The 20,422-nt window shown below is 53.9% G+C and carries 16 protein-coding genes and 2 tRNA genes; 8 read left to right on the top strand and 10 right to left on the bottom strand.

The window, feature by feature from the left end:
* Positions 1-131: 131 nt before the first annotated feature.
* Genes THEAM_RS08605 through THEAM_RS08590 form a run of 4 tightly spaced genes read left to right on the top strand, consistent with a single transcriptional unit; the run spans position 132 to position 3,322 of the window.
* Positions 132-620 carry a ribosome maturation factor RimP gene (locus THEAM_RS08605; protein ID WP_013538430.1) on the top strand — a complete coding sequence of 163 codons (489 nt, stop codon included), beginning with the start codon at positions 132-134 and terminating at the stop codon, positions 618-620.
* An 18-nt stretch (positions 621-638) separates the two neighbouring features.
* Positions 639-1,781: a transcription termination factor NusA gene (gene nusA, locus THEAM_RS08600; RefSeq protein ID WP_013538429.1), complete on the top strand. Its 1,143-nt coding sequence runs from the start codon at positions 639-641 to the stop codon at positions 1,779-1,781.
* Positions 1,778-2,308: a YlxR family protein gene (locus tag THEAM_RS08595; RefSeq protein ID WP_013538428.1), complete on the top strand. Its 531-nt coding sequence runs from the start codon at positions 1,778-1,780 to the stop codon at positions 2,306-2,308. The genes nusA and THEAM_RS08595 overlap by 4 nt, the downstream gene beginning before the upstream one ends.
* A 42-nt stretch (positions 2,309-2,350) precedes the next feature.
* Positions 2,351-3,322, top strand: coding sequence for a PfkB family carbohydrate kinase (locus THEAM_RS08590; protein WP_013538427.1), 972 nt, complete (start codon positions 2,351-2,353; stop codon positions 3,320-3,322).
* Here the strand turns inward: THEAM_RS08590 and THEAM_RS08585 are convergent.
* The 4 genes from THEAM_RS08585 to alaS form a co-directional block, all read right to left on the bottom strand.
* The gene (locus THEAM_RS08585) at positions 3,319-4,605 is read right to left on the bottom strand and encodes a peptidyl-prolyl cis-trans isomerase (RefSeq protein ID WP_013538426.1); all 1,287 of its coding nucleotides are present in this window, start codon (positions 4,603-4,605) and stop codon (positions 3,319-3,321) included. The genes THEAM_RS08590 and THEAM_RS08585 overlap by 4 nt on opposite strands.
* Positions 4,606-4,688: 83 nt before the next feature.
* Positions 4,689-8,819: a hypothetical protein gene (locus THEAM_RS08580; RefSeq protein ID WP_013538425.1), complete on the bottom strand. Its 4,131-nt coding sequence runs from the start codon at positions 8,817-8,819 to the stop codon at positions 4,689-4,691.
* Positions 8,820-8,837: 18 nt separating this feature from the next.
* On the bottom strand, positions 8,838-9,266 hold the full coding sequence (locus THEAM_RS08575) for a hypothetical protein (RefSeq protein WP_013538424.1): 429 nt from the start codon (positions 9,264-9,266) through the stop codon (positions 8,838-8,840).
* Between the two features lie 154 nt (positions 9,267-9,420).
* Positions 9,421-12,057, bottom strand: a complete 2,637-nt coding sequence (gene alaS / locus THEAM_RS08570; RefSeq protein WP_013538423.1) for an alanine--tRNA ligase — start codon at positions 12,055-12,057, stop codon at positions 9,421-9,423.
* Between the two features lie 219 nt (positions 12,058-12,276).
* Here alaS and THEAM_RS08565 point away from each other — a divergent pair, with 219 nt between their 5' ends.
* Entirely contained in the window at positions 12,277-13,614 is a 1,338-nt protein-coding gene (locus tag THEAM_RS08565; RefSeq protein WP_013538422.1) for a peptidoglycan-binding domain-containing protein, read from the top strand.
* 24 nt (positions 13,615-13,638) lie between these two features.
* Here the strand turns inward: THEAM_RS08565 and THEAM_RS08560 are convergent, their stop codons facing one another.
* From THEAM_RS08560 to THEAM_RS08535, 6 genes are all read right to left on the bottom strand, one after another.
* Entirely contained in the window at positions 13,639-14,094 is a 456-nt protein-coding gene (locus THEAM_RS08560; RefSeq protein WP_013538421.1) for a regulatory protein RecX, read from the bottom strand.
* Positions 14,075-15,172 (bottom strand): type IV pilus twitching motility protein PilT, encoded by a 1,098-nt coding sequence (locus tag THEAM_RS08555; protein WP_013538420.1) that lies wholly within the window; start codon positions 15,170-15,172, stop codon positions 14,075-14,077. Before THEAM_RS08555 ends, THEAM_RS08560 begins: the two co-directional genes overlap by 20 nt.
* Complete coding sequence (gene recA / locus THEAM_RS08550) at positions 15,138-16,193, bottom strand: recombinase RecA (RefSeq protein ID WP_013538419.1); 1,056 nt, start codon at positions 16,191-16,193, stop codon at positions 15,138-15,140. Before recA ends, THEAM_RS08555 begins: the two co-directional genes overlap by 35 nt.
* Before the next feature lie 25 nt (positions 16,194-16,218).
* Positions 16,219-16,314 (bottom strand) — tRNA-Ser (locus THEAM_RS08545).
* 1 nt (position 16,315) lies between these two features.
* Positions 16,316-16,762: a nucleoside deaminase gene (locus THEAM_RS08540; RefSeq protein ID WP_013538418.1), complete on the bottom strand. Its 447-nt coding sequence runs from the start codon at positions 16,760-16,762 to the stop codon at positions 16,316-16,318.
* Positions 16,763-16,785: 23 nt separating this feature from the next.
* Positions 16,786-16,862, bottom strand: a tRNA-Arg gene (locus tag THEAM_RS08535).
* Between the two features lie 77 nt (positions 16,863-16,939).
* On the opposite strand from THEAM_RS08535, the gene THEAM_RS08530 reads away from it, so the two are divergent.
* The 3 genes from THEAM_RS08530 (at position 16,940) to THEAM_RS08520 (ending at position 20,421) form a co-directional block, all read left to right on the top strand.
* On the top strand, positions 16,940-19,579 hold the full coding sequence (locus tag THEAM_RS08530) for a valine--tRNA ligase (protein WP_013538417.1): 2,640 nt from the start codon (positions 16,940-16,942) through the stop codon (positions 19,577-19,579).
* A 120-nt stretch (positions 19,580-19,699) separates the two neighbouring features.
* Positions 19,700-20,083 (top strand): gamma-glutamylcyclotransferase family protein, encoded by a 384-nt coding sequence (locus THEAM_RS08525; RefSeq protein WP_013538416.1) that lies wholly within the window; start codon positions 19,700-19,702, stop codon positions 20,081-20,083.
* Between the two features lie 62 nt (positions 20,084-20,145).
* Positions 20,146-20,421 (top strand): hypothetical protein, encoded by a 276-nt coding sequence (locus tag THEAM_RS08520; RefSeq protein WP_041439599.1) that lies wholly within the window; start codon positions 20,146-20,148, stop codon positions 20,419-20,421.
* The last annotated feature ends 1 nt before the right edge of the window (position 20,422 follow it).

The following is a 20,422-nucleotide window of genomic DNA, read 5'->3' as shown; positions in this document are numbered from 1 at the left end:
TCTAAAAACTTGCCTTAAATTAAAGAGCGGCGGTTAGAAGCTGTCTGTGTTCATCGCACTCATACTCTCTGCTTTCAGAGCGGTTCTTCGGAACCGCTCCTTTTTATTTAACCCCCATTGTGAGGTAAGCCGTGGAGGAAAGGGTTCAGCAGGTTATAGATAAAGTAAAGGAGCTTCTGGCCCCTATCCTTGAAGAGGGGGGCTTTGAGCTGGTTGACGTTGAGTTTCAGAAGGAGCCCGTCGGTTGGGTTTTGAGGATATACGCCGACAGGCCCCAAGGGGGTATAACCATATCTGACTGTCAGTGGATAAGCGAGAGGATAGGAACTCTCCTTGACGTTGAAGACGTGATTCCCCACGCTTACCACCTTGAGGTTTCGTCTCCGGGGCTCGACAGACCCCTGAAAACCCAGAGGGACTTTGAGCGCCACAGGGGCGTTGTTGTGAAGATAAAGACCCACGAGCCCATGGATAACCAGCGTAACTTCAAAGGGGCCGTTGTTTCAACCTCGGAAAGGGGCGTTACCGTTCACGACGTTTCCCGTAACGCCGACGTTGAGATACCCTACGACAACATTAAGAGTGCCCGGGTAGACATAGATTCCCTTTTCAACAAGTAAATAAGGAGGACACCGTTTATGGAAACACTCGGTAAGACCATAGAGCTTCTCTGCAAGGAGAAGGGCATATCCAAAGAGGACGTAATAGAGGCCGTTAAGGTCGGTATCATAAACGCCGCCAAGAAGGCGGGCTACAGGGGAGACCTTGTCGTAAAAATAGACGAAGACGGAAAGGACTTCGGCATATACCAGCGCAAAAAAGTGGTTGAGGAGGTTACAGACCCCGACCACGAAATCTCCCTTGAGGAGGCCCGGGAACTCTTCGGAGACCAAGTTAAACTCGGAGACGAGGTTCTCATAGAGATAAAGACCGAGGAGCTTGGAAGGATAGCCGCAAAGGCGGCGGCTCAGGTTATCCACGATAAGATAACCGAGGCCGAAAGGCGTGCCCTCTTCGACTACTTCCGCCAGAAGATAGGGGATGTTATCTCCGGAACTGTAAAGGAGATAAAGCGTAACGGCGACATAGTTGTAGACTTGGGGCGGGTTATCGGCGTTCTGCCCAAGGAGGAGCAGATTCCGAAGGAGCGCTACCGTATAGGCGACCGGGTAAGGGCTTACATCTACGATGTTGTCTTCGACTATAAGCGCTACAACAGGAAGAAGCCCAGCAGGATAGACGACTACCCTCCCCCTTACGTGATTCTCTCGAGGACCCACCCCAAGCTCTTAAAGAGGCTTATGGAGATTGAGATACCGGAAGTTGCAGAGGGCCTTGTTGAGGTAAAAGCCGTTGCCAGGGAGCCCGGCGTAAGGGCCAAGGTGGCCGTTGACTCCAAGGAGGACTACATAGACCCCGTTGGTGCCTGTATAGGGGTCAAGGGTAGTAGGATTCTCCCGATTTCCCGGGAGCTCTCCGGCGAGAAGATAGAGATAATAAGGTGGTCTGACGACGTTGCAGAGCTTGTTGCAAGGGCCCTTTCGCCTGCCAAGGTGATACAGGCCGAAAGTTACGAGGATGAGAACGGGGAGTTCCGCGTGGAGGTTGTTGTCCCCGACGACCAGCTCTCCCTTGCCATCGGTAAGCACGGCGTTAACGCAAGGCTCGCCTCTAAGCTTGCCGGCCAGGCAGGCCACGTTGTCGGGATAGACATAATAAAGGAGAGCGACTACAGGAAGCTTGAAGAGCTTGAGGCGGAGGAAGAGGAGGCCGAAGAATGAGGCGGTGTGCCGCCTGCAGAAGGGAGGCCGAGAAGGAGAGCTTCCTCCGCTTTGTGGAGTTTGAAGGAAAGCCCTTGCTCGACGTTGCCGGTAAGCTGCCGGGCAGGGGCTTTAACGTTTGTCCCAGCTACGGCTGTATAAGGCAGTTCGTTAAAAGGCAGTTTAAGGGTAAGGTTGACCCGGACGGGCTCTACACAGAGAGTGTAAAGGCCCTGAAGGAGTATCTCCTCCACCTGCTCTCCCTTGCCCACAAGTCGGGGGCCACCGTTGTCGGCCAGGATAGCATAAAGGGGCTCACCTCTCCGGAAGGGGTTTTACTCTTTGCAGACGACCTCAGCGACAAAACGAAGAAGAGGCTCAGGCGGGAGGGGTGGCTTACGCTCGACGGAGTTTTTACCAGCGAGGAGCTCGGAAACGCCCTGAGAAAGGAGCGCAGGGCCGGTGCCGTTTTCGTTGAGAGGGTGGGCTTGGGCAGGAAGTTCTACGAGACCGCCAAGAAGCTCCACTCCCTTCTCTCCTCGCGCTAACCTCCTCCCTTGTTATACTTAGATTAAGGGAGGTTAGCCGCCATGCTCGACGTTCTCGCCTTCGGAAGCGTAGTTATAGACAACGTTCTCGTTGTAAGGAAGTTTCCCGCCGTTAACGAAACGGTTCAGGTGGATAAGTACCGCTACACTTACGGCGGAGCCGGGGCAAACGTTGCCGTTGCCGCTGCAAGGCTCGGCGCCAAGAGCGGGATATTTGCTGTTGCCGGCAGCGACTTTAAGAAGACCAACTACGAGAAGCACCTTGAGAAGGAGGGTGTAGACAGGAGGGGGCTCATTCCTGCCGACTTCCTCATGCCCAGGAGCTTCATCGTAAGCAAGGAGAGCAGCGACGACCAGATTCTCTACTACTACGAAAACAGAAAGGGCACGGCTAAAAAGCTCTTTGAGAACATGGAACTTGCCATCAGGCTGGGGAACGGGAGCCAGGTGTGCCACTTCTCCACCGGCCACTTTGAGTTCTACTACAGGCTCCTTAAAGGGGGTAGGCTGAAGAGCGTTGTGAGCTTTGACCCGGGCCAGGAGACCTTTAACTACCCCTACCGGGTTGTTCGGATTATCCCCTACGTTCATATGCTCTTTATGAACAACCACGAGGCCAAGCGGATAAAGGAGCTTTTGAAGATAAAGAGCCTGCGCCAGATAGAGGGGCCGAAGCTCCTGTGTGTCTCTTTGGGGGCTCAGGGCTCTGTTATTCTCTTTAAGGGTGAGGTCTACAGGATTCCGGCGGTTCGCCCCTCGAGGCTTATTGACCCTACGGGTGCGGGAGACTCCCACAGGGCCGGATTCATAGTTGCCCTTCTTAAAGGTTACGACGTTAAAACCGCCGGTAGGATAGCCTCAACAGTTGCCTCCTTTACCATAGAGGCCGAAGGGGCTCAAACGAGCCTGCCCACTTGGGAGAAGGTTGTAAGACGTTACGAGCACTTCTTTAAGGAGAAGTTCCCCCAGCCGCAGACCAGCTGGGAGGAGACGAAGAGGGAGCTCCTCTCTTAGAGGCTCCCCTTTAAACAGCTGAGGTTTTCGAGCTTCACGCCTTTTTCCTTCCAGAGCTTCCGGAGCTTCTCAACCTCTGCCTGCCGGAGCTTCTGCCTCTTTAAAACCAGCTTCACGTAGTTCTTCACCTCCTTGTACGGGAGCACCCCTCCGGGAACGAACTTCTCAACGTAAACGGTTACGTACTTGCCCCCGAAGTCGGCAACGAACACCTGACCCTTTTTAGGGTTGCCATTCATAAACACCAGGGCGCCTATCGGGTCTTTGGGGTCGCGGTAGTAGAACTTCTCCTTAGCGTTAAACTGGCCCAGCCTGCGGGCAACGTCCTGCCAGCTCTTGCCGCTTTCCAGCATCTTCTTGGCCTCTAAAGCCCTCTCCTTCGACTTAAAGTAGAAAACTACCGCCTTTACCCTGTCGGGCATTTTGAAGCGCTCCTTGTTCTTCTCGTAGAAGGCCTTGGCCTCTTCGTCTGTTACCTTTATCCCCTTTTCAAGCTCCTTCCTGAAGAGCTCAACGGCCCTGGTTGCGTAGTACTCCTCGTACATGTGTTTAAACCGGGGAAGCTTGTCGTAGCCCGCCTTTAAAGCCTGCCTGTAGAAGTACTCGGTGAGGAACTTCTCCTTGAGGTAGTTCTGAAGCTCCTTCTCCCTCTTCTTGTTATAGGGAGCCTCAACCTCGAGTCCGCAGCAGGAGGCTACAAGCTTATCCCCCTTCCTCTCGATTTTTAACTTCTTCGTTACCTCGTCGTAGAGCGACTTAACCGCCTGGTCAAAGTGCTTAACCTCCAGCTCGTGCCTGATAAAGTCCTTGTCGCCCTTAGACATTTTCGAAGGGTCTTTTTTGGGAAAGAGCTCCTTAAACCGCTCTACTATCTCCTCGTTTGTCACCGGCTTAAGCCTCTTCTTGGCCTCTGCCGATACGTAGTACCTTGCGAGCCACTCCTTCTTAAACTCCTCCATCTCCTTCTCAAGCCCGCTGCGCTCTGCAAGCCCTGTAGACTCAACGTAGTTTACAACGAGCCTGCGGTTCACCATCCTCTTTAACAGCTCTTCCGGGTGGGCGGCGAAGAAGTTCCTGCTCTGGGGGCTAAGTAACTTCCACGTGTAGCGGAAGTCTGCCAGCGTTACCTTTACACCCTTACCCTCGGCAAGGGGGGTATCCGGGGTGCACACTGCGTGCTTCTCCTCGGAGACCGTTGTGTGCTGCTCTTTAAGCTCTTTCGTCTGCGGGGAGTTGCAGGAGGCTACGGAAAAGAGCAGTAGGGCTACAAGGGCTTTTCTCATAGAACCTCTCCTAAACTGTTTAGTTGAGAGTATAAAAAAACCCCGGCAGAGCCGGGGCAGAAGAACTTTAAGGAAACGGGAGGTTACTGTCTCCTCTTCCTCCTCAGGCCGAAGAGTCCGAGGAGTCCGGAGAGGATAACTCCCAGGTTGAACAGGCCCGAGGAGGCAGGAGCAGTGGTCATTGCACAGCCGCCTCCGCCTCCACCGGTCGGGGCAGTAGCGGTCGGGGTGGTAGAGGTCTCACCGAGGGCAACGGTTATCGGTTCGGTTACCCTTGTTTCGGCCTTTGTCTCCTCCAGGTCGATATCTGCTACGAGGCTCGTTCCCTCAACCCTGGGCTTAACGGTCTTCTTAACGCCGTTGACTTCGTAGCCGACAACAGCGTTGTTGGGGTCTACAAGGAGCGTTCCGTTTTCAAAAGTTACCTGGAAGTTGCCGGTGGCAGTTGCCGTGAAGGCTACGCCCAGCTTAGAGAAGTTGAAGGTTTGGGCTATGGTCACAAGCTGGGCCTCCTCGGTGGGAATGTTACCGAGAACGTTCTCAACGGAGGCGTTGTCGGAAAGTGTAACGGTTACCGGAACAACCTTACCGCCTACGTCAACTTTGAGGTCTACCTTAGTTCCAGTTTCGGAACCTTCAACCTCAACGGTTTGTGGAACTTCTACCGCGGCGTTTGCCTGCCTCATTACGGAGAAGGCGAGCTCACCCTCTCCTGGGATGCCGTTTCTGAGGGCTGCAACGTTAATTGAGAGTTCCTTGGTGTAGGAGTCGTAGGAAGCCCAGCCCTTGGCTATGGCCTCTGTTACCGGTATGGAGGTGGGGTGGAACTGCTCCTTGTCCACCTCGTAGTAAACGTTCTCGCCCTCGGAAACCCTTACCTTGTGAATCTTGGTAGCGTTTATGTAGAGGGCGTCTATCGACGTAACCCCGAGATTTGCAAGGCTGAACTTAATCTTCTCTATGTACTCGGATGGGATTATCGGAGTGAACACCGGCTGGAGTCCGTCGGGTCCGGCTGCGAGTATCTCGTCGGCAAGGTGCTCAAGGCCGAGAAGCTCGGGAAGCTCGTTCTTCAGCCTGAGGACTATTGCCCTGCGGGGAACGTCGTCGTTGTAGAGGGCCTCTGTCTCAACCTCGGCCTCTACGCCGTCGAACTTCATCTTCCAGGAGGAGGTCTCTCCGTTGAGGGCGAAGGCTATACCCTCTATGCCGGAGCTCTCCACCGGAATTGGAACGAGGTGCCTGTCTACGTCCAGGCCGTTTGTGAGGGCGTTAACGAGGATATCTCCCGCCGTTGTAACCATTACCTCCTTACCGTTCATAGTGCCGTACTTGGGAGAGCCGTCTGCGTTCTCGGGAGAGTTGAAGAAGACCCTAACGGCCTCTTTGTAGGCCTCTGCAGGTATCTTCACGGGAACGGTAACTATCTGCCTACCCAGGCCGAAGTACTTAATGTGGCCCTTGTCGTCCTTAACTATGAGCTGCTGGAGGGACTCGGAAGACTCTATATCCGACATGTTTGCCTGCGGTAACCTTCCGTTGAGGGCGTCGTGGCAGGCGGAACAGTTGAGCTCCTCTCCGTTAACGGTCTTACCGGCACCGAGGGCGTACTCTTTGGGCAGAACGCCGTGGTCTATGCTGAACGGAGCTGTCCAGATGTAGAAGACGGGCTCTGGGTTCTTAACGCCCTCGGTCTTGAGGACCTCTTTGAGGGCGGACTTCATAGCCTCGTACTCGGTGTCCGTGTCGATTTCGGGCAGGTAGTCGCCGTTATCGTCGCAGATGTAGTCTCCGAGAATCGTCTTCACGCACACCTTACCGTTCTCTATGAAGTAGGCGGGAACGCGTTTTTCGGTTTGTCCTGCAGGCAGCAGGCCGCTGGATGCGGCGTCGGACTTAACCGCACCGTCGAGGGCGGCGGCTATCTCCCTCGTATAGAGGACCTTACCCGTTGACTTGTCGTACCAGGTTACGAGTGTGAGCGGGTCGGCAAGCCTGTACATAAACTTCTGGCCGCCGGGGGTGTCGGGCCTGAAGCCGTTGTTGATGATTACGGTTGCCCATCCCCACGGGAACGACTCTTTGGGCACCTTCCATATGCCGAATACGTTCTGCTCCAGCCTCAGGGCTGCCTGACGGGGGTCGAAGTCTGCCTGGTAGATGGGGACTACCGTGTCTTTGCCGTCGCTCGTCTTGGTGATGCAGAACGGCTGGGGAGCGCCGTAGCCTGCAATGGGCATGAACGGGCCGAAACCGGGTGTGAACATCTCTACAGGCAGCTTCTTCACCGTTCCGTTTGCAAGGTCGTAGGCGAGCATCCTGTTGTCGAAGTTGTAGGAGTAGCCTACAACGTCGTAGAAGGTCCTGAAGGTCCAGTGGGTCTTGTACGGAATGTGGCAGACCTCACAGGAGACCTTCTCCATATGGACTGCCGCGTTTCCTGAAGGGCCGAATACCTCGCTGTGGACGTCTGCTGCAAGCTGCCTTGAACCGCCGAAGTGGCAGTCCAGACACGTCTTAAGGGACGGGTTGTAGTCGAGGGACTGGTCCCAGTGTCCGCCCCAGTCGTTTCCTTTCAGGAAGTCGTGGTGTATCGGGTGGTACTCCTTCTCCTCGGGGGAGAGGGTTCCCTCTCCGTGACAGGACAGACAGGTAAGTCCGGCCTCTTTGCTGTCGAAGTGGACGTCGTAGCCTATGGGGATGTCCTCCCCTTCGGGGTCGGGTATGGAGACTACCGACTTGGCGCTCTCCATTTTCAGGAGAGCTTCGTGCATTGCCGTTGCGTTTGTGAAGTCTACGTTTGTGAAGGCGTCGGGCTGGAGGTTGCCCTCCTCTTCGCCTCCCCTGTGAAGGTCGTAGGAGAAGACGTCTCCCCTCTTAACGATTTCGGCCGCAAGTCCGAGGGTTCCCTTCCTTGTTACCCAGGTGTAGGTCTCTACGGTGTTTCCGTTTGCGTCTAAGGTTTTACCGCTCTTATAGGGTATGGCCATGTGACAGTAGGAACATACCAGGCCCCACTCCCTGTTCCTGTTCTCTGCGGGCTTTGTCATCTCGGGGAAGGGCTCGTTTGCATCTCCGAGCTTTTCGGGCACCGAGTAGGTGTAGGAGTCGGGCGGAACCTCCGTCGGCGGTGTGTCTTTGTCGCCGACCCTGTTTTCGAGAACGGGGAGGTCTACCTCTCCCTTGGAGTCAAACTCGTCTTTGTCGTAGTAAACCTCTGCCTTCCAAATGCCGTTTTCGTCCTTTACGAACCTTACATAGGCCAGGGGAACGCCGTTCTGGTTGGTGTCTACTCCCATCAGGGAGGCGGTAGAGATGTACTTGAAGAAGTAACCTGCGAAGGTTCTGTATACAACCTGGCCGTTGTCGTCCTTAAACGTTACAGCACCGCCGTTAACGTAAACCTCTCCGCCGTCTGCGGCCTTTGTGGACTCGGGGTGCTCAAAGTAGACGACCCTTGCAACTTCCCTCGTGGCACCGTTTGCGTTGTTGGGGTAGAGGTAGAAGTGCTGGTCGGTTCCGTTTACGATGTTGCCTATGAAGGTTTTGGGGTCGCTAACGTTGTAAACGGCCGCAAGTACCTGAACGGGAACGGAGTTATAGTAGGCGGAGTCTACGTGGTCTACAACTTTACCGCCGATAACCTCTCCCTTCTTCGGAGGGATTCCCAGGGATATCACAATTGTTTCGTTGTCGGCGGTGAGGCCCTTAAACACCATGACCCGCGGGTTTGCGGGCATTATCGGGTAGACCTCTGTGCCACCCACCTTAGACTTTATCATCTTATCGGTTTGGCTGGCGTCGGCGTGACACATGAAGCAGTCGGTGTCGTTAACGCCGGAGCGTGCAAAGTTAAACACTCCCGGCTTCCCGAGGTAACCTGCTCCAACTTCGTAGTCGGAGTACCCGAGCAGGTCGCCGTCTATTCCCGTTTTTGCTATGAGGTTCTCGTCGTGGATGAACCAGCCTAAGGTTTTGAGTTTTTCAAACTCGGTGTCCCCTATTCTCTCCCTTAGAACCTCGTCGAGGGGTTTCTTCTCCCTTCCGAACTGGGCCGCCCCTCCTCCTGCGTGACAGGAGTTACAGGTTATGTTGTGGTTCATTGTACCCATATCGAAGTTGAAGCCCTTGTAGGAGGCCTCGTCTGCCGGGTTGATGCCGTCTACGGCACCGTCGGGAACGGCAGGGTCTGTAAGGGGGTTCTTTGCCGCCAACTGGCGGTAGGAGGGGGGTCACCAGCCTCCGTAGTGGGACTTAGTCCTGAAGTAGCGCATTTTCAGGACTTGGTTTGTAACGAAGTCCTTTGCTCCCGTGTCGTCTCCGTGGGTCTCCATGTTGTCCATCCAGCCCATGTCGTGGAGCCCCACGGCGCCGTGGTGGGAGGCCCTTATGTCGGTGATTATGTTCTCGTGACACTGGGCACAGGACTTTTCAAAGCTTATGGGGGTTCCCTTTACGAGAGTAACGTTGCCATCGAAGCCTTGGACTGTAATGGTTTCGTTGTTTGCGAGGTTCTGGTCGAGAATCTGCTTCTCGGTTGTTCCGTTAACGTCGATAAGCTTTACAGCCGGGTGTTGAGCAGAGGCCTGAGATGCCAGCACGGCAGAGAGTATAAAGCCGGTTGTCAGGCTCAACCTGCTCTTGCGCCACTTCCTTCCCATGGTTTCCCTCCGAAAATTTACAAAACGTTTACAATGCAGGTTTCATTATTTTACCAGAGTAGGAATATAAAGAAAAGTTTATCCATCCATTTGAATATAAAAATGGAGTGGTTTTGTTAAGGAAGGGAGAAGGGGAGCTTCCGCTCCCCCGGGTTTACTCTGTTAGGAGTGAGTAGAACTTGTCGAAGGCTTCCTGAAGCCTTGAAAGGTCTTTAACTCCCCCTTGGGCAAGATCCGGTCTGCCCCCGCCTTTGCCCTGCAGGATGGGAGCCACTTCCCTTATGAGCTCGCCTGCTTTAAAGCGGTTCGTCAGGTCTTTTGTAAGGGCTATTACCAGGTTCGCCTTGCCCCCTTTAACCCCTACAAGCATTACCGCAGCGCTTTTGGCCTTGTTCCGCAGGGCGTCTGCAAGGTCTACCAGCTCTCTTCCGGCAAGGCCGTCTACTTTGGCCGTTATCACCTTAAAGCCGTTTGCCTCTTTTGCGTTCTTGAGGAGCTCGTCCAGTTTCCCGGAGGCCAGTTTCCTCTTCAGCTGCTCAAGCTCTCGCTCTTTCTCTTTAAGTTCCTCTTTCAGCCTTTCGACTTTTGCCGTCAGCTGCTCTTCGGGCGACTGCAGGGCGCCTTTGAGCTCTTCGATGAGCTTCTCTTTCTCCCATACCCACTTCAGGGCCTCCGGGCCTACAACCGCTTCCACTCTGCGGGTCCCCGACGAGATAGACGATTCCGAGGTGAGTTTGAAAAAGCCAATGTCTCCGCTCCTTTTAACGTGGGTTCCCCCGCAGAGCTCAACGCTTACCCCGCCTACGTCTACAACCCTTACAACGCTGCCGTACTTCTCGCCGAAGAGGGCGATTGCTCCCCTCTCCAGGGCTTCGTCGTAGGGCATCTCTTCTATTTTCACCGGGTAGTTTTCGGTTATCCAACGGTTTACGAGCTCTTCTACGGCCCGAAGCTCCTCCTTTGTTGGAGCTTCAAAGTGGGTAAAGTCGAACCTTAGCCTGTCGGGGAGAACCAGAGAGCCCGCCTGCTTAACGTGGTTTCCGAGAACCTCCTTCAGCGCTTTATGGAGCAGGTGGGTTGCCGTGTGGGCCCTTGTGATTGCCCTCCTGCGCTCTTCATCTACGCGGGCTTCAACGTAGTCCCCTACGGAGAGCTTTCCCCTTAGGACTTTTACTTTGTGGCCTATGAGCTTCTCTGTGATGTTCTGGGTGTCTGTAACTTTACACAGGGAGTCTGTCCCCTCGAGGGTCCCCGTATCTCCAACCTGTCCGCCCTTTTCGGGGTAGAAGGGGGTTCTGTCGAGAATTACTGTTGCCTCTTCCCCTTCGCTTATCGACTCTACAAGCTCTTCCCCTTTTAGTATCCCCACCACCTTTGCGTACTCTTCAAGGTGTTCGTACCCTGTGAAGAGGGTGGGGTGTTCCAGCGAAAGGCGCTGAAGCTCAGGGGATACAACCTTTTGGGCTCCCCCCTTCCACGCCTTTCTCGCCCGCTCCCTCTGCTCCTTGAGGAGCTTCTCAAACCCTTCAAGGTCTACCCGTAGCCCCTCGTCGTTTGCAACTTCAAGAACCAGGTCTATCGGGAAGCCGAAAGTGTCGTAGAGCTTAAACACTTCACTGCCGGGGATTACCTTCTCACTCCTAGACTTCAGCTCGTCTATAATCTCCTGGAATATCTGGAGTCCCCTCTCCAGGGTTCTCGAGAACCTCTCCTCTTCCCTCCTTACCACCCGCTCTACGAGCTCCCTGCTGAGCTCAAGCTCCGGGTAGGCTTTGCCCATTATCTTTACAACTTCTTTAACGCCGCTGTAAAGGAAGGGGCCCTTTATTCCCAAGAGCCTACCGTGGCGGGAAGCCCTCCTTATAATCCTCCTGAGAACGTATCCCCTTCCCTCGTTTGCCGGAAGAACTCCGTCGGATATCAGGAAGGTCATGGCCCTCAGGTGGTCGGCTATAACCCTCATGGAGGTGTCGCTCTTTTCGCTTCTGCCGTAGGGAACTCCGCTGAGCTTCGAAGCCCACTTAACAAGTGGGAACAGAAGGTCGGTCTCGTAGTTGCTGGGAACTCCCTGTAAAACGGAGGCTATTCTCTCAAGCCCCATACCCGTATCTATCGAGGGCTTCTCCAGCGGGCGGAGCTTCCCGCTTTCATCCCTCTCAAACTGCATAAACACCAGGTTCCATATCTCAAGGTACCTGTCGCAGTCGCAGCTACCTATCCCGCAGTTCGGGCCGCAGGCAAACTCCTCACCCCTGTCGTAGTAGATTTCACTGCAGGGGCCGCACGGTCCGGTGTCGCCCATCGCCCAGAAGTTGTCCTTCTCCCCCAGCCTGTATATGCGCTCTTGGGGAACCCCCACAACGTCCCGCCAGATTCTAAAGGCCTCTTCGTCCTCCTTGTATACAGAAACGTACAGCCTCTCCTTCGGGAGCTTGAACACCTCGGTTACCAGCTCCCAGGCGAACTTAATCGCCTCCTCCTTAAAGTAGTCGCCAAAAGAGAAGTTCCCGAGCATCTCAAAGAAGGTGTGGTGTCTGCCGGTTCTTCCAACGTTCTCAAGGTCGTTGTGCTTTCCTCCTGCCCTCATGCACTTCTGGCAGCTCGTTGCCCTTTTAAAGGGCGGCTCTTCCTTGCCGAGGAAGTAGTCTTTGAACTGAACCATTCCGGCGTTTGTGAAAAGGAGCGTCGGGTCGTTCTTTGGGACAAGGGGAGAGCTTTTAACCCTTGCGTGTCCCTTCTCCTCGAAAAACTTCAGGAAGGTCTCCCTTATTCTGTCAGCGCTCCACTCCATAGTCTCTCCTTAGCCAGTTTCGCTAACCAAATTCTATTAGACCTCTCTGAAATTTAGAGGCCCCTCACCTCTCTTCAACCTTCGTGCCTGCCCGGTTTTATTCCGGTGAATCACAAGTTTTATTGGAAAAATTTAATAAACATTCCCGTTCATTAATTATTAAACGGCGGTTTTGGAATATTATTTGGCCAAACCACGAGTAGATTAGGGGAGGAATTAATGAAAATTAAGAAGTTGTTGCTGGCAGTTCCTCTGTTTCTCCTTGCTTCCTGCGTTAAGGAGAGCGCCGCTTTAAGCGGGGATTTCTCAAAAGTCTCCACCCACGCACAGCAGAACGTTAAACACGTTGCAAACATGTCTGCCGGAAACGTTGCCGTTAACGATGAAACCGAGGAGAAATACAGAAAAACCGTTGAGGAGATTCGGAAACTGACCCAAGAGGCTCAAGAGGAAACCGCACGGGAAGCTACAAACGCTCAAAGTCAACTTAAAGAGCAGTTTAAGAGCCCTGCCGAGAGTATGGAGAAGCTCGTAAACAGCCAGTCCGGCTCTCAGGCTGCACAGGAGCAGGTCAAAACCGAAGCGGAAACCGCCGCTACAGAAACCGTATCGGGCTCTCAGGTTCAGCAGGAGAAGGCCTGCACCATAAACCTCTCCGAAGGGGTACCCCTTGTTCCGCCCAACGCCAAGCCCGGCGAGTGCTTCGCGATAGGATACCTGCCGCCGAAGTACGCTGTAGAGAAGGTAAGGGTTGAAGTAGACGAAGGCGGTGAAAAAGTTATAACCAAACCCCCGGTTTACAGAGTTGTTGAGAAGAGGGTGCTTGTAAGGCCGGCAACCGAGAAGATAATCACCGTTCCTCCGGTTTACAAAACCGTAAGGGAGAAGGTTCTCGTTAGGCCTGCAACCGAAAAGGTTGTTGTGGTTAAGCCCGCCGTTTACAAGTGGGTTACAGAGAAGGTTATGGTTGAGCCTCCCAGAACCGTGTGGAAGCGGGGAGAGTCCTTCCTAAACAAGGCTATAAAGAAGAAGTGGGACCCCAAAACGGGAGATATCCTCTGTTTGGTAGAGGTTCCCGCCAAGTACAAGTACATACGTAAAAGGGTAATGGTGGAACCTCCTGTTACAAAGAAGGTGGTTATACCCCCCGAGTACAAGTACGTAGAGAAGCAGGTTCTCGTTAAGCCTGCAACTACCAAGGTTATAAAGCTGCCTCCGGTTTACAAAACGGTAAAGGTTAAGGAGCTTGTAGAGCCTGCAAGGGTCGAGAAGGTGGTGATTCCTCCCAAGTACGCCTGGGTAGACAGGAGGGTGCAGGTCAGAGGACCCCAGTATCTATGGGTTAAGGTCCTTTGCAAGACCAACATGACTCCCGAGATGATAGGGAAGCTCCAAGTTGCCCTCAAAAAGGAGGGGTACTACGACGGTCCGATTGACGGCATCTGGGGAGCCAAAACCCAGAGGGCGGTTGTTGCCTACCAGAAAGACCACGACCTTCCCATAACTCCCGGTGCCGTTACGCTGAAGATGCTCAAGATGCTGAACCTGAGCTTTTGAGCTGAGTCTGTGGGGCGGGGCTTCTCAGGCCCCGTCCTCTTCAAACCTCTTTAATATCTCCTGGGCTTCCTGCCAGGAGAATCCCCTCTGAAGCAGAAACCGCAGGGCCTTTTCTCTCTCCTTCCTCCCTCCGATTCCTCCCGGGAATTTCTTCCTGAGGCTTTTTAGGGGCTGTTCGTAGCTGAACGTAGTTAGTAGCTCTGCCTCCTTTACCGTTTCGCTTGAGAAGCCGAGGGCCTTTAGGTGCAGGGCAATTTTTCTCCTGCCCCACCCTTTTCTAACCTTCTCCTCAAAGTAGGAGAGTGCCAGCTCGAGGTCGTTTAGGTAGCCCTGACGCGCAAGCTCCTCTACGGCCCTCTCTGCCGCCTCCGGGTGGAACTTCTCCTTGAGCTTGTTCAGAAGCCCTCTTTTTGAGTAGCCCCTTTTGGAGAGTAGCTTTAAGCCGTAAGTGTAGGCCTCTCTATATTCTTTCGGTTCCACCGCTTATTATGCCCTCCATCTTCAGTCGCAGGTCGTCGGGCTTTGTTGCGTACTTGAGGGCATCTTCCTTTGTTATGAGGCCTTTCTGCCACAGGTCGTATAGCGATTGGTCGAAGGTTTGGGAGCCGTAAACGTCGTGGCCCTGCTCTATGAACTGGGGAATCTCGTCGGTAAGCTCGGGGTTCATTATCCGCTCTTTTATGGCCTCGGTTACTATCATCACCTCTACGGCGGGCACCCTTCCCTTACCGTCGGCCCTGGGAATGAGCCTTTGGGATATGGTTGCCTTGAGGACGGAGGCGAGCTGGAACCTTATTGCCTGCTGCTGGTGAAGGGGGAAGAAGGAGATGATTCTGTTTATTGTCTCCTTTGCGTCTAAGGTGTGGAGGGTTGAGAATACCATGTGACCCGTTTCTGCCGCGTCGAGGGCGGTCCTTACGGTTTCCGCGTCCCTCATCTCTCCCACCAGGATTACGTCCGGGTCTTCACGGAGGGCCGCTCTCAGGGCGGTGAAGAAGTCGTCGGCGTCGTCTCCGATTTCCCTCTGGTAGAAGATGCACTTCTTGTCGCTGTGGAGATACTCTATAGGGTCCTCGATTGTTATGACTACCCGTGAGTCCCTCTTGTTCAGCTCGTTGAGCATTGCCGCAAGGGTTGTAGATTTACCCGAACCCGTTGTTCCGGTAACGAGAACGAGCCCCCTCTGGTAGAGGGCTATTTTCTTGAGGACCGGCGGAAGGTTCAGTTCGTCTATGTCGGGGACTTTAACGGGGATTGTCCTCATAACGATTGCAAAGGTCCCCCTCTGACGGAAGATGTTGACCCTGAACCTGCAGACGCCGGGAAGGGAGTAGGCAAGGTCTATGTTCTTTATGAAGGGAAGCTCCTTTTTCTTCTCTAAGGGGAGAATCTCTTTGACGTACTCGTCTATGTCGCTCGCTTCAAGTAGCGGGAGGTCCAGCCTTACTATTCTGCCGTCTACCCTGAATATGGGAGGGGCCTTCACCCTCAGGTGAAGGTCCGAGGCTCCCATTTTAAAGGCTTTAAGAAGGAGCTGCTTCAGCTCTATCTTCGGCACCGAGTGCCTCCAGAATTCTCTTTTCTATCTCTTGGGCTATTTCGGGGTTCTCCTTCAGGAACTGGCGGGCGTTTTCCTTGCCCTGGCCGAGCTTCACGTTGTCGAAGGAGAACCACGAGCCGCTCCTTTTTATTATGCCAAGTTCTTCTCCGAGGTTCAGCAGGTCGGCTTCCTTGGAGATGCCCTCGCCGTAATAAATCTCAACTACGGCCTCCCTAAAGGGAGGGGCCAGTTTGTTCTTCACGATTTTCACCTTGGCCTTGTGGCCTATACGCTCGTCGTTTCTGCCCTTTATCTGGCCTATGTTCCTTATGTCCATCCTCATAGAGGCGTAGAACTTCAGGGCCCTGCCGCCTGTAGTTGTCTCCTGGGGCCCTCCGTAGCCCATCATACCAATTTTTTCTCTGACCTGGTTTATGAAAATTAAAGCACACTTGCTTTTGCTGACTGCCGCCGTGAGTTTTCTGAGGGCTTGAGACATCAGTCTTGCCTGGAGCCCCACGTGGGAGTCTCCCATGTCGCCCTTGAGCTCGGCCTCGGGTGTGAGGGCGGCTACGGAGTCTATGACTATTACGTCTACGGCACCGCTCCTAACGAGGGTTTCGGCTATTTCAAGGGCCTGCTCTCCGCTGTCGGGCTGAGATAGCAGAAGCTCTTCCAGGTTTATCCCTAAGTTCCTTGCGTAGGTCGGGTCGAAGGTGTGCTCTGCGTCTATAAAGGCCGCTACGCCCCCTTCTTTCTGTGCGTTTGATATTACGTGGAGCGCCAGCGTTGTTTTACCGGATGCTTCCGGGCCGAAAATCTCGGTGATTCTTCCCCTGGGTACTCCGCCTATGCCGGTGATTCTGTCTACCGAGATGGAGCCGGTGGATATTGCCGGAACTCTCTCAACGGGCGTTTCCCCAAGGCGCATTATTGCGCCCTCTCCGAACTCCTTTTTTATCCGTTTAATTGCACTTTCAAGGACTTTTAGTTTTTCCTCTTTTGATGGTTGATTTTGGTTTGGGTGTTGTCCGGCCATGGAGTCTCCTCAATAGGGGTTAAGGTGGCGGAGAGGGCGGGATTTGAACCCGCGGTGGGGGTGTTTGCCCCCACACCCGATTTCGAGTCGGGCGCCTTAAGCCGGGCTCGGCCACCTCTCCGCTATCGGCGAAGGGACCTGAAGAAGGCTTTCAGGAGCTCCTCCGATTCTGGAAGCTCCAGCTTCACCACTTCAGGCCTGTGGTTGTTCCTCTCGTCGCCCAGCAGCCTGTATAGGCTCTCTACCCCTCCAAATTTAGGGTCGGGCGTGGAGTAGACAACCCTCTTTATCCGAGATTGAATTATAGCGCCACAGCACATTATACAGGGTTCTACCGTTGAGTAGATGGTGCAGTCGTTAAGCCTCCAGCTGTTGAGCTTCCGCGCCGCCTCCCTTATTGCTATCAGCTCTGCGTGGGCCGTTGGGTCCTGGAGGAACTCCTTCCGGTTGAAGGCCTTTGCTATAACCTCTCCGTTCCTTACTACAACGGCTCCTATGGGAACTTCCCCGAAGGATAGCGCTTTTTCCGCCTCCCGAAGTGCAAGCCTGAGGAAGTAGAGGTCGTTCAAGGCGGCTCCGGTGGAGGGGTAAGTGGCGCGCCCGGCAGGAGTCGAACCTGCAACCTTGGGATCCGTAGTCCCACGCTCTATCCAGTTGAGCTACGGGCGCGCTCTGTCGGCTATAAATTTATCCCTGCAACTTTTGATTTCAACTAAAATTGAGCAACTTCTTGCTGGAGGAAAAGGATGGAGATGGAACCCACCTACAACCCGGCCCTGTTTGAGGATAAGTGGTACAGGCACTGGCTTGAGAAGGGGTACTTTCACGCAGATACCGAAAAGGTGTTAAAGGGTGAAAAGCCCAAGTTCAGCGTTGTTCTTCCGCCCCCCAACGTTACCGGCGTTCTCCACGTGGGTCACGCCCTCAACTCTACGCTTCAGGATGTTATCTGCCGCTGGAAGCGGATGAACGGATACGAGGTGTGCTGGGTACCCGGAACCGACCACGCCGGCATTGCAACCCAGTGGGTAGTGGAGAGAGAGCTGGCAAAGGAAGGGCTCACCCGCCACGACGTTGGCAGGGAGGAGTTCCTGAAGAGGGTGTGGAAGTGGAAGGAGCAGTACGGCAGCAGGATAATAAACCAGCTTAAAAAGCTGGGAACCTCCTGCGACTGGGAGCGTGAGCGTTTTACCATGGACGAGGGCTTCTCGAGGGCGGTCAGGAGGGCCTTTGTTACTCTCTACAAGGAGGGGCTCATATACAGGGGCAAACGCCTTATTAACTGGTGTCCGAGGTGCCATACCGCCCTTTCCGACCTTGAGGTTGAGCACGAAGAGGAGCAGGGAAACCTGTGGTACATTCGCTACCCCCTTGTGGGCGAGGAGGGCTACATTGTTGTTGCCACAACGAGGCCCGAGACCCTTCTGGGCGACGTTGCAGTTGCCGTTAACCCTTCCGATGAGCGTTACAGGCACCTGATAGGCAAGAAGGTGCGCCTTCCCATTGTAGAGAGGGAGATTCCGATAATTGCCGATGAGTACGTTGACCCCGAATTTGGAACGGGAGCGGTGAAGATTACCCCCGCCCACGACTTTAACGACTACGAAGTTGCTCAGCGCCACGGCCTTCCGGAAATTCAGGTGATGGACGACTGGGGCAGGATAACCGTCGCTCCGTTTAAGGGTATGGACCGGTTTGAGGCAAGAGAGGCGATAGTTAAGATGCTCAAGGAGGAGGAACTCCTTGAGAAGGTAGAACCCCACACCCACGCCGTTGGCCACTGTTACCGCTGTAAAACAGTGATAGAGCCCTACCTTACCGAGCAGTGGTTTGTGAAGACGAAGCCCCTTGCCCAAAGGCCCATAGAGGCGGTTAAGAGCGGGGAGGTTAAGTTCATTCCTAAGCAGTGGGAGAACACCTTCTTCGACTGGATGTACAACATAAGGGACTGGTGTATTTCGAGGCAAATCTGGTGGGGTCACAGGATTCCCGCCTGGTACTGTGCAGACTGCGGCCACGTGAACGTTGCCGAGGAGGCTCCGGAGCGCTGTGAAAGCTGCGGTAGCAGGAACCTCAAACAGGACGAAGATGTGCTTGACACCTGGTTCAGCTCTGCCCTCTGGCCCTTCGGGGTTTTCGGCTGGCCCGACGAGACAGACGACCTTAAAGCCTTCTACCCCACCGACCTTCTGGTTACCGGTTTTGACATCATCTTCTTCTGGGTTGCCCGGATGATGATGATGGGCTACCACTTTACCGGTAAGCGCCCTTTTGCCGACGTTTACGTTCACGCCCTTGTAAGGGACGAGAAGGGCCAGAAGATGAGCAAAACCAAGGGGAACGTTATAGACCCACTGGAGATGGTTGAGAAGTACGGTGCCGATACTTTGAGGTTCACCCTTACCGCCCTTGCCGCTCAGGGTAGGGATATAAGGCTTTCGGAGCGGATAATCGAAGGGTACCGCCACTTTGCAAATAAGGTGTGGAACGTTGCCCGCTTTGTCCTTAACGCGGCCGACGCTGCAGCCGTTGAGGGGGGAGCTTCCACCAACTACGCGCCGGAGGACCTGTGGATTCTTACAAAGCTCTCTGAAACGGCCCAAGAGGTGGATAGGGCGCTTGAGGGGTACAGGTTTAACGACGCAGCGAAGGCCGTTTACCAGTTCATCTGGAACGAGCTTGCCGACTGGTACGTTGAGTTTACAAAGCACCGCCTCTATAAGGGAACGGAGCAGGAGAGGAGGACTGCCTCTCAGGTACTTTTAAGGGTGCTCAGGGAGGCGATGAAGCTCCTTCACCCGATAATGCCTTTTATAACCGAGGAGATTTACCAGAAGCTCCCCAACAAAGACGCCGAATCTATTGTTATTGCACCCTGGCCATCGAAAGAGTGCTGCCTCTTTCCGGAAGTTGCCCAAAGGGTGGAAACGGTTAAAGAGCTGATAAGGGGAGTCAGGAACGTTAAGGCCGAGCTCAACATACCTCCCTCTACTCAGGTGGAGGTTTTTGTAAAGAGCGGAGACTCCGAGCTTGTAGACGTTATAGAGAAGATGGAGCCGGCGATAAAACAGCTGGCCAGGGCCTCCTCTGTTAAGGTGGTTTCTGAAGCACCTAAAGGCTGTGTCTCCTTCTTCCTGCCCGGTGTGGAGGTTTACGTTAAGGTAGGTGAACTCATAGATGTAGAGAAAGAGGTTGAACGTATAAAGAAGAAGCTTGAGAAGATGGCCAAGGAGATTGCAAAGCTGGAGAAGAAGCTCTCCAACGAGAACTTCCTTGCCAAGGCTCCCAAAGAGGTTGTTGAGAAGAACAGAAAAGAGCTTCAGGAACTTACCCAACTCCACTCCAAACTCACCCAAACCCTTCAACAGCTTCAGAAGCTCGGTTAACCCTCGGGCGGGCTTTCCGCCCGCCTTTTAATTCCATAAATTGACCCATTTCAGGTACAGATTCACCCCTGGAGGCTAAAATCTCTAAGAAAAGAGGGGGATTTAGGCCAAGAGGGGGAGATGATGAGAGGTAACGGAAAGGTGAAGTTATTCGTCTACGGCTCCCTTAAAAGAGGCTACTGGAACAACAGGCTCCTTAGGAAGTGCCGCTACTTGGGCACCGGAGTTACCAAAGAGCCCTTTAAACTCTACTCCGTCGGCTTTCCCTACGCCGTTCCCGATAGCCGGGGTCTGCCGGTAAAGGGAGAGGTTTACGAGGTAGACCTTAAAACCCTAAAGGACCTCGACAACCTTGAGGGCTGTCCCAATCATTACAAGAGGAAGCTGGTGGAAGTTGAGCTTGCGAGCAAGCAGACCGTTGAGGCCTACATCTACTACGTAGACACCCCCAGGGGTGAACCGGTTCCTCCGAAGGAGGGTTTCTTTGTTTGGGAAGGTCGCTAAGTACCCCAGAAACCGTCCCTTTAGCGGAAGAGATTTATATAAACCCGAATAAGCCGCAATGTATGAAGAGGCAGTTTCTCGGCCTTCACGCAGTTTTCGTCCTCATGGAGAAGGGACAACTCCTGACAACGGCCGAACTCTTTAGGGAGCTTGTTAAAAGGGGCGTTCTTAAAAACTCAAAGGCCGATAAAAAGAGCCTAACCAGAACCCTCTCAAAACTTGAGAGTGCCGGCTTTGTCTGCTCTACCGGAGGAGTGGGCCGCCGCGGTAAAAGGTGGGAGCTGAAGCTCACCTACCCTAACTTAAAGGGCTCAAACTCGCTACGGGAGAAACTTTAAA

Origin of the sequence: Thermovibrio ammonificans HB-1 (assembly GCF_000185805.1) — a bacterium.
Classification (GTDB): Bacteria; Aquificota; Aquificia; order Desulfurobacteriales; family Desulfurobacteriaceae; genus Thermovibrio; species Thermovibrio ammonificans.
This window is presented reverse-complemented; position numbering and strand designations above follow the sequence as displayed.

What these genes read in the sequence shown, in the direction of transcription:
- nusA (WP_013538429.1), top strand. Translation starts at nt 639, where the DNA reads ATGGAAACACTCGGTAAGACCATAGAGCTTCTCTGCAAGGAGAAGGGC.
- THEAM_RS08595 (WP_013538428.1), top strand. Translation starts at nt 1,778, where the DNA reads ATGAGGCGGTGTGCCGCCTGCAGAAGGGAGGCCGAGAAGGAGAGCTTC.
- THEAM_RS08590 (WP_013538427.1), top strand. Translation starts at nt 2,351, where the DNA reads ATGCTCGACGTTCTCGCCTTCGGAAGCGTAGTTATAGACAACGTTCTC.
- THEAM_RS08585 (WP_013538426.1), bottom strand. Translation starts at nt 4,605, where the DNA reads ATGAGAAAAGCCCTTGTAGCCCTACTGCTCTTTTCCGTAGCCTCCTGC.
- THEAM_RS08575 (WP_013538424.1), bottom strand. Translation starts at nt 9,266, where the DNA reads ATGGGAAGGAAGTGGCGCAAGAGCAGGTTGAGCCTGACAACCGGCTTT.
- alaS (WP_013538423.1), bottom strand. Translation starts at nt 12,057, where the DNA reads ATGGAGTGGAGCGCTGACAGAATAAGGGAGACCTTCCTGAAGTTTTTC.
- THEAM_RS08565 (WP_013538422.1), top strand. Translation starts at nt 12,277, where the DNA reads ATGAAAATTAAGAAGTTGTTGCTGGCAGTTCCTCTGTTTCTCCTTGCT.
- recA (WP_013538419.1), bottom strand. Translation starts at nt 16,193, where the DNA reads ATGGCCGGACAACACCCAAACCAAAATCAACCATCAAAAGAGGAAAAA.
- THEAM_RS08530 (WP_013538417.1), top strand. Translation starts at nt 16,940, where the DNA reads ATGGAGATGGAACCCACCTACAACCCGGCCCTGTTTGAGGATAAGTGG.
- THEAM_RS08525 (WP_013538416.1), top strand. Translation starts at nt 19,700, where the DNA reads ATGATGAGAGGTAACGGAAAGGTGAAGTTATTCGTCTACGGCTCCCTT.
- THEAM_RS08520 (WP_041439599.1), top strand. Translation starts at nt 20,146, where the DNA reads ATGAAGAGGCAGTTTCTCGGCCTTCACGCAGTTTTCGTCCTCATGGAG.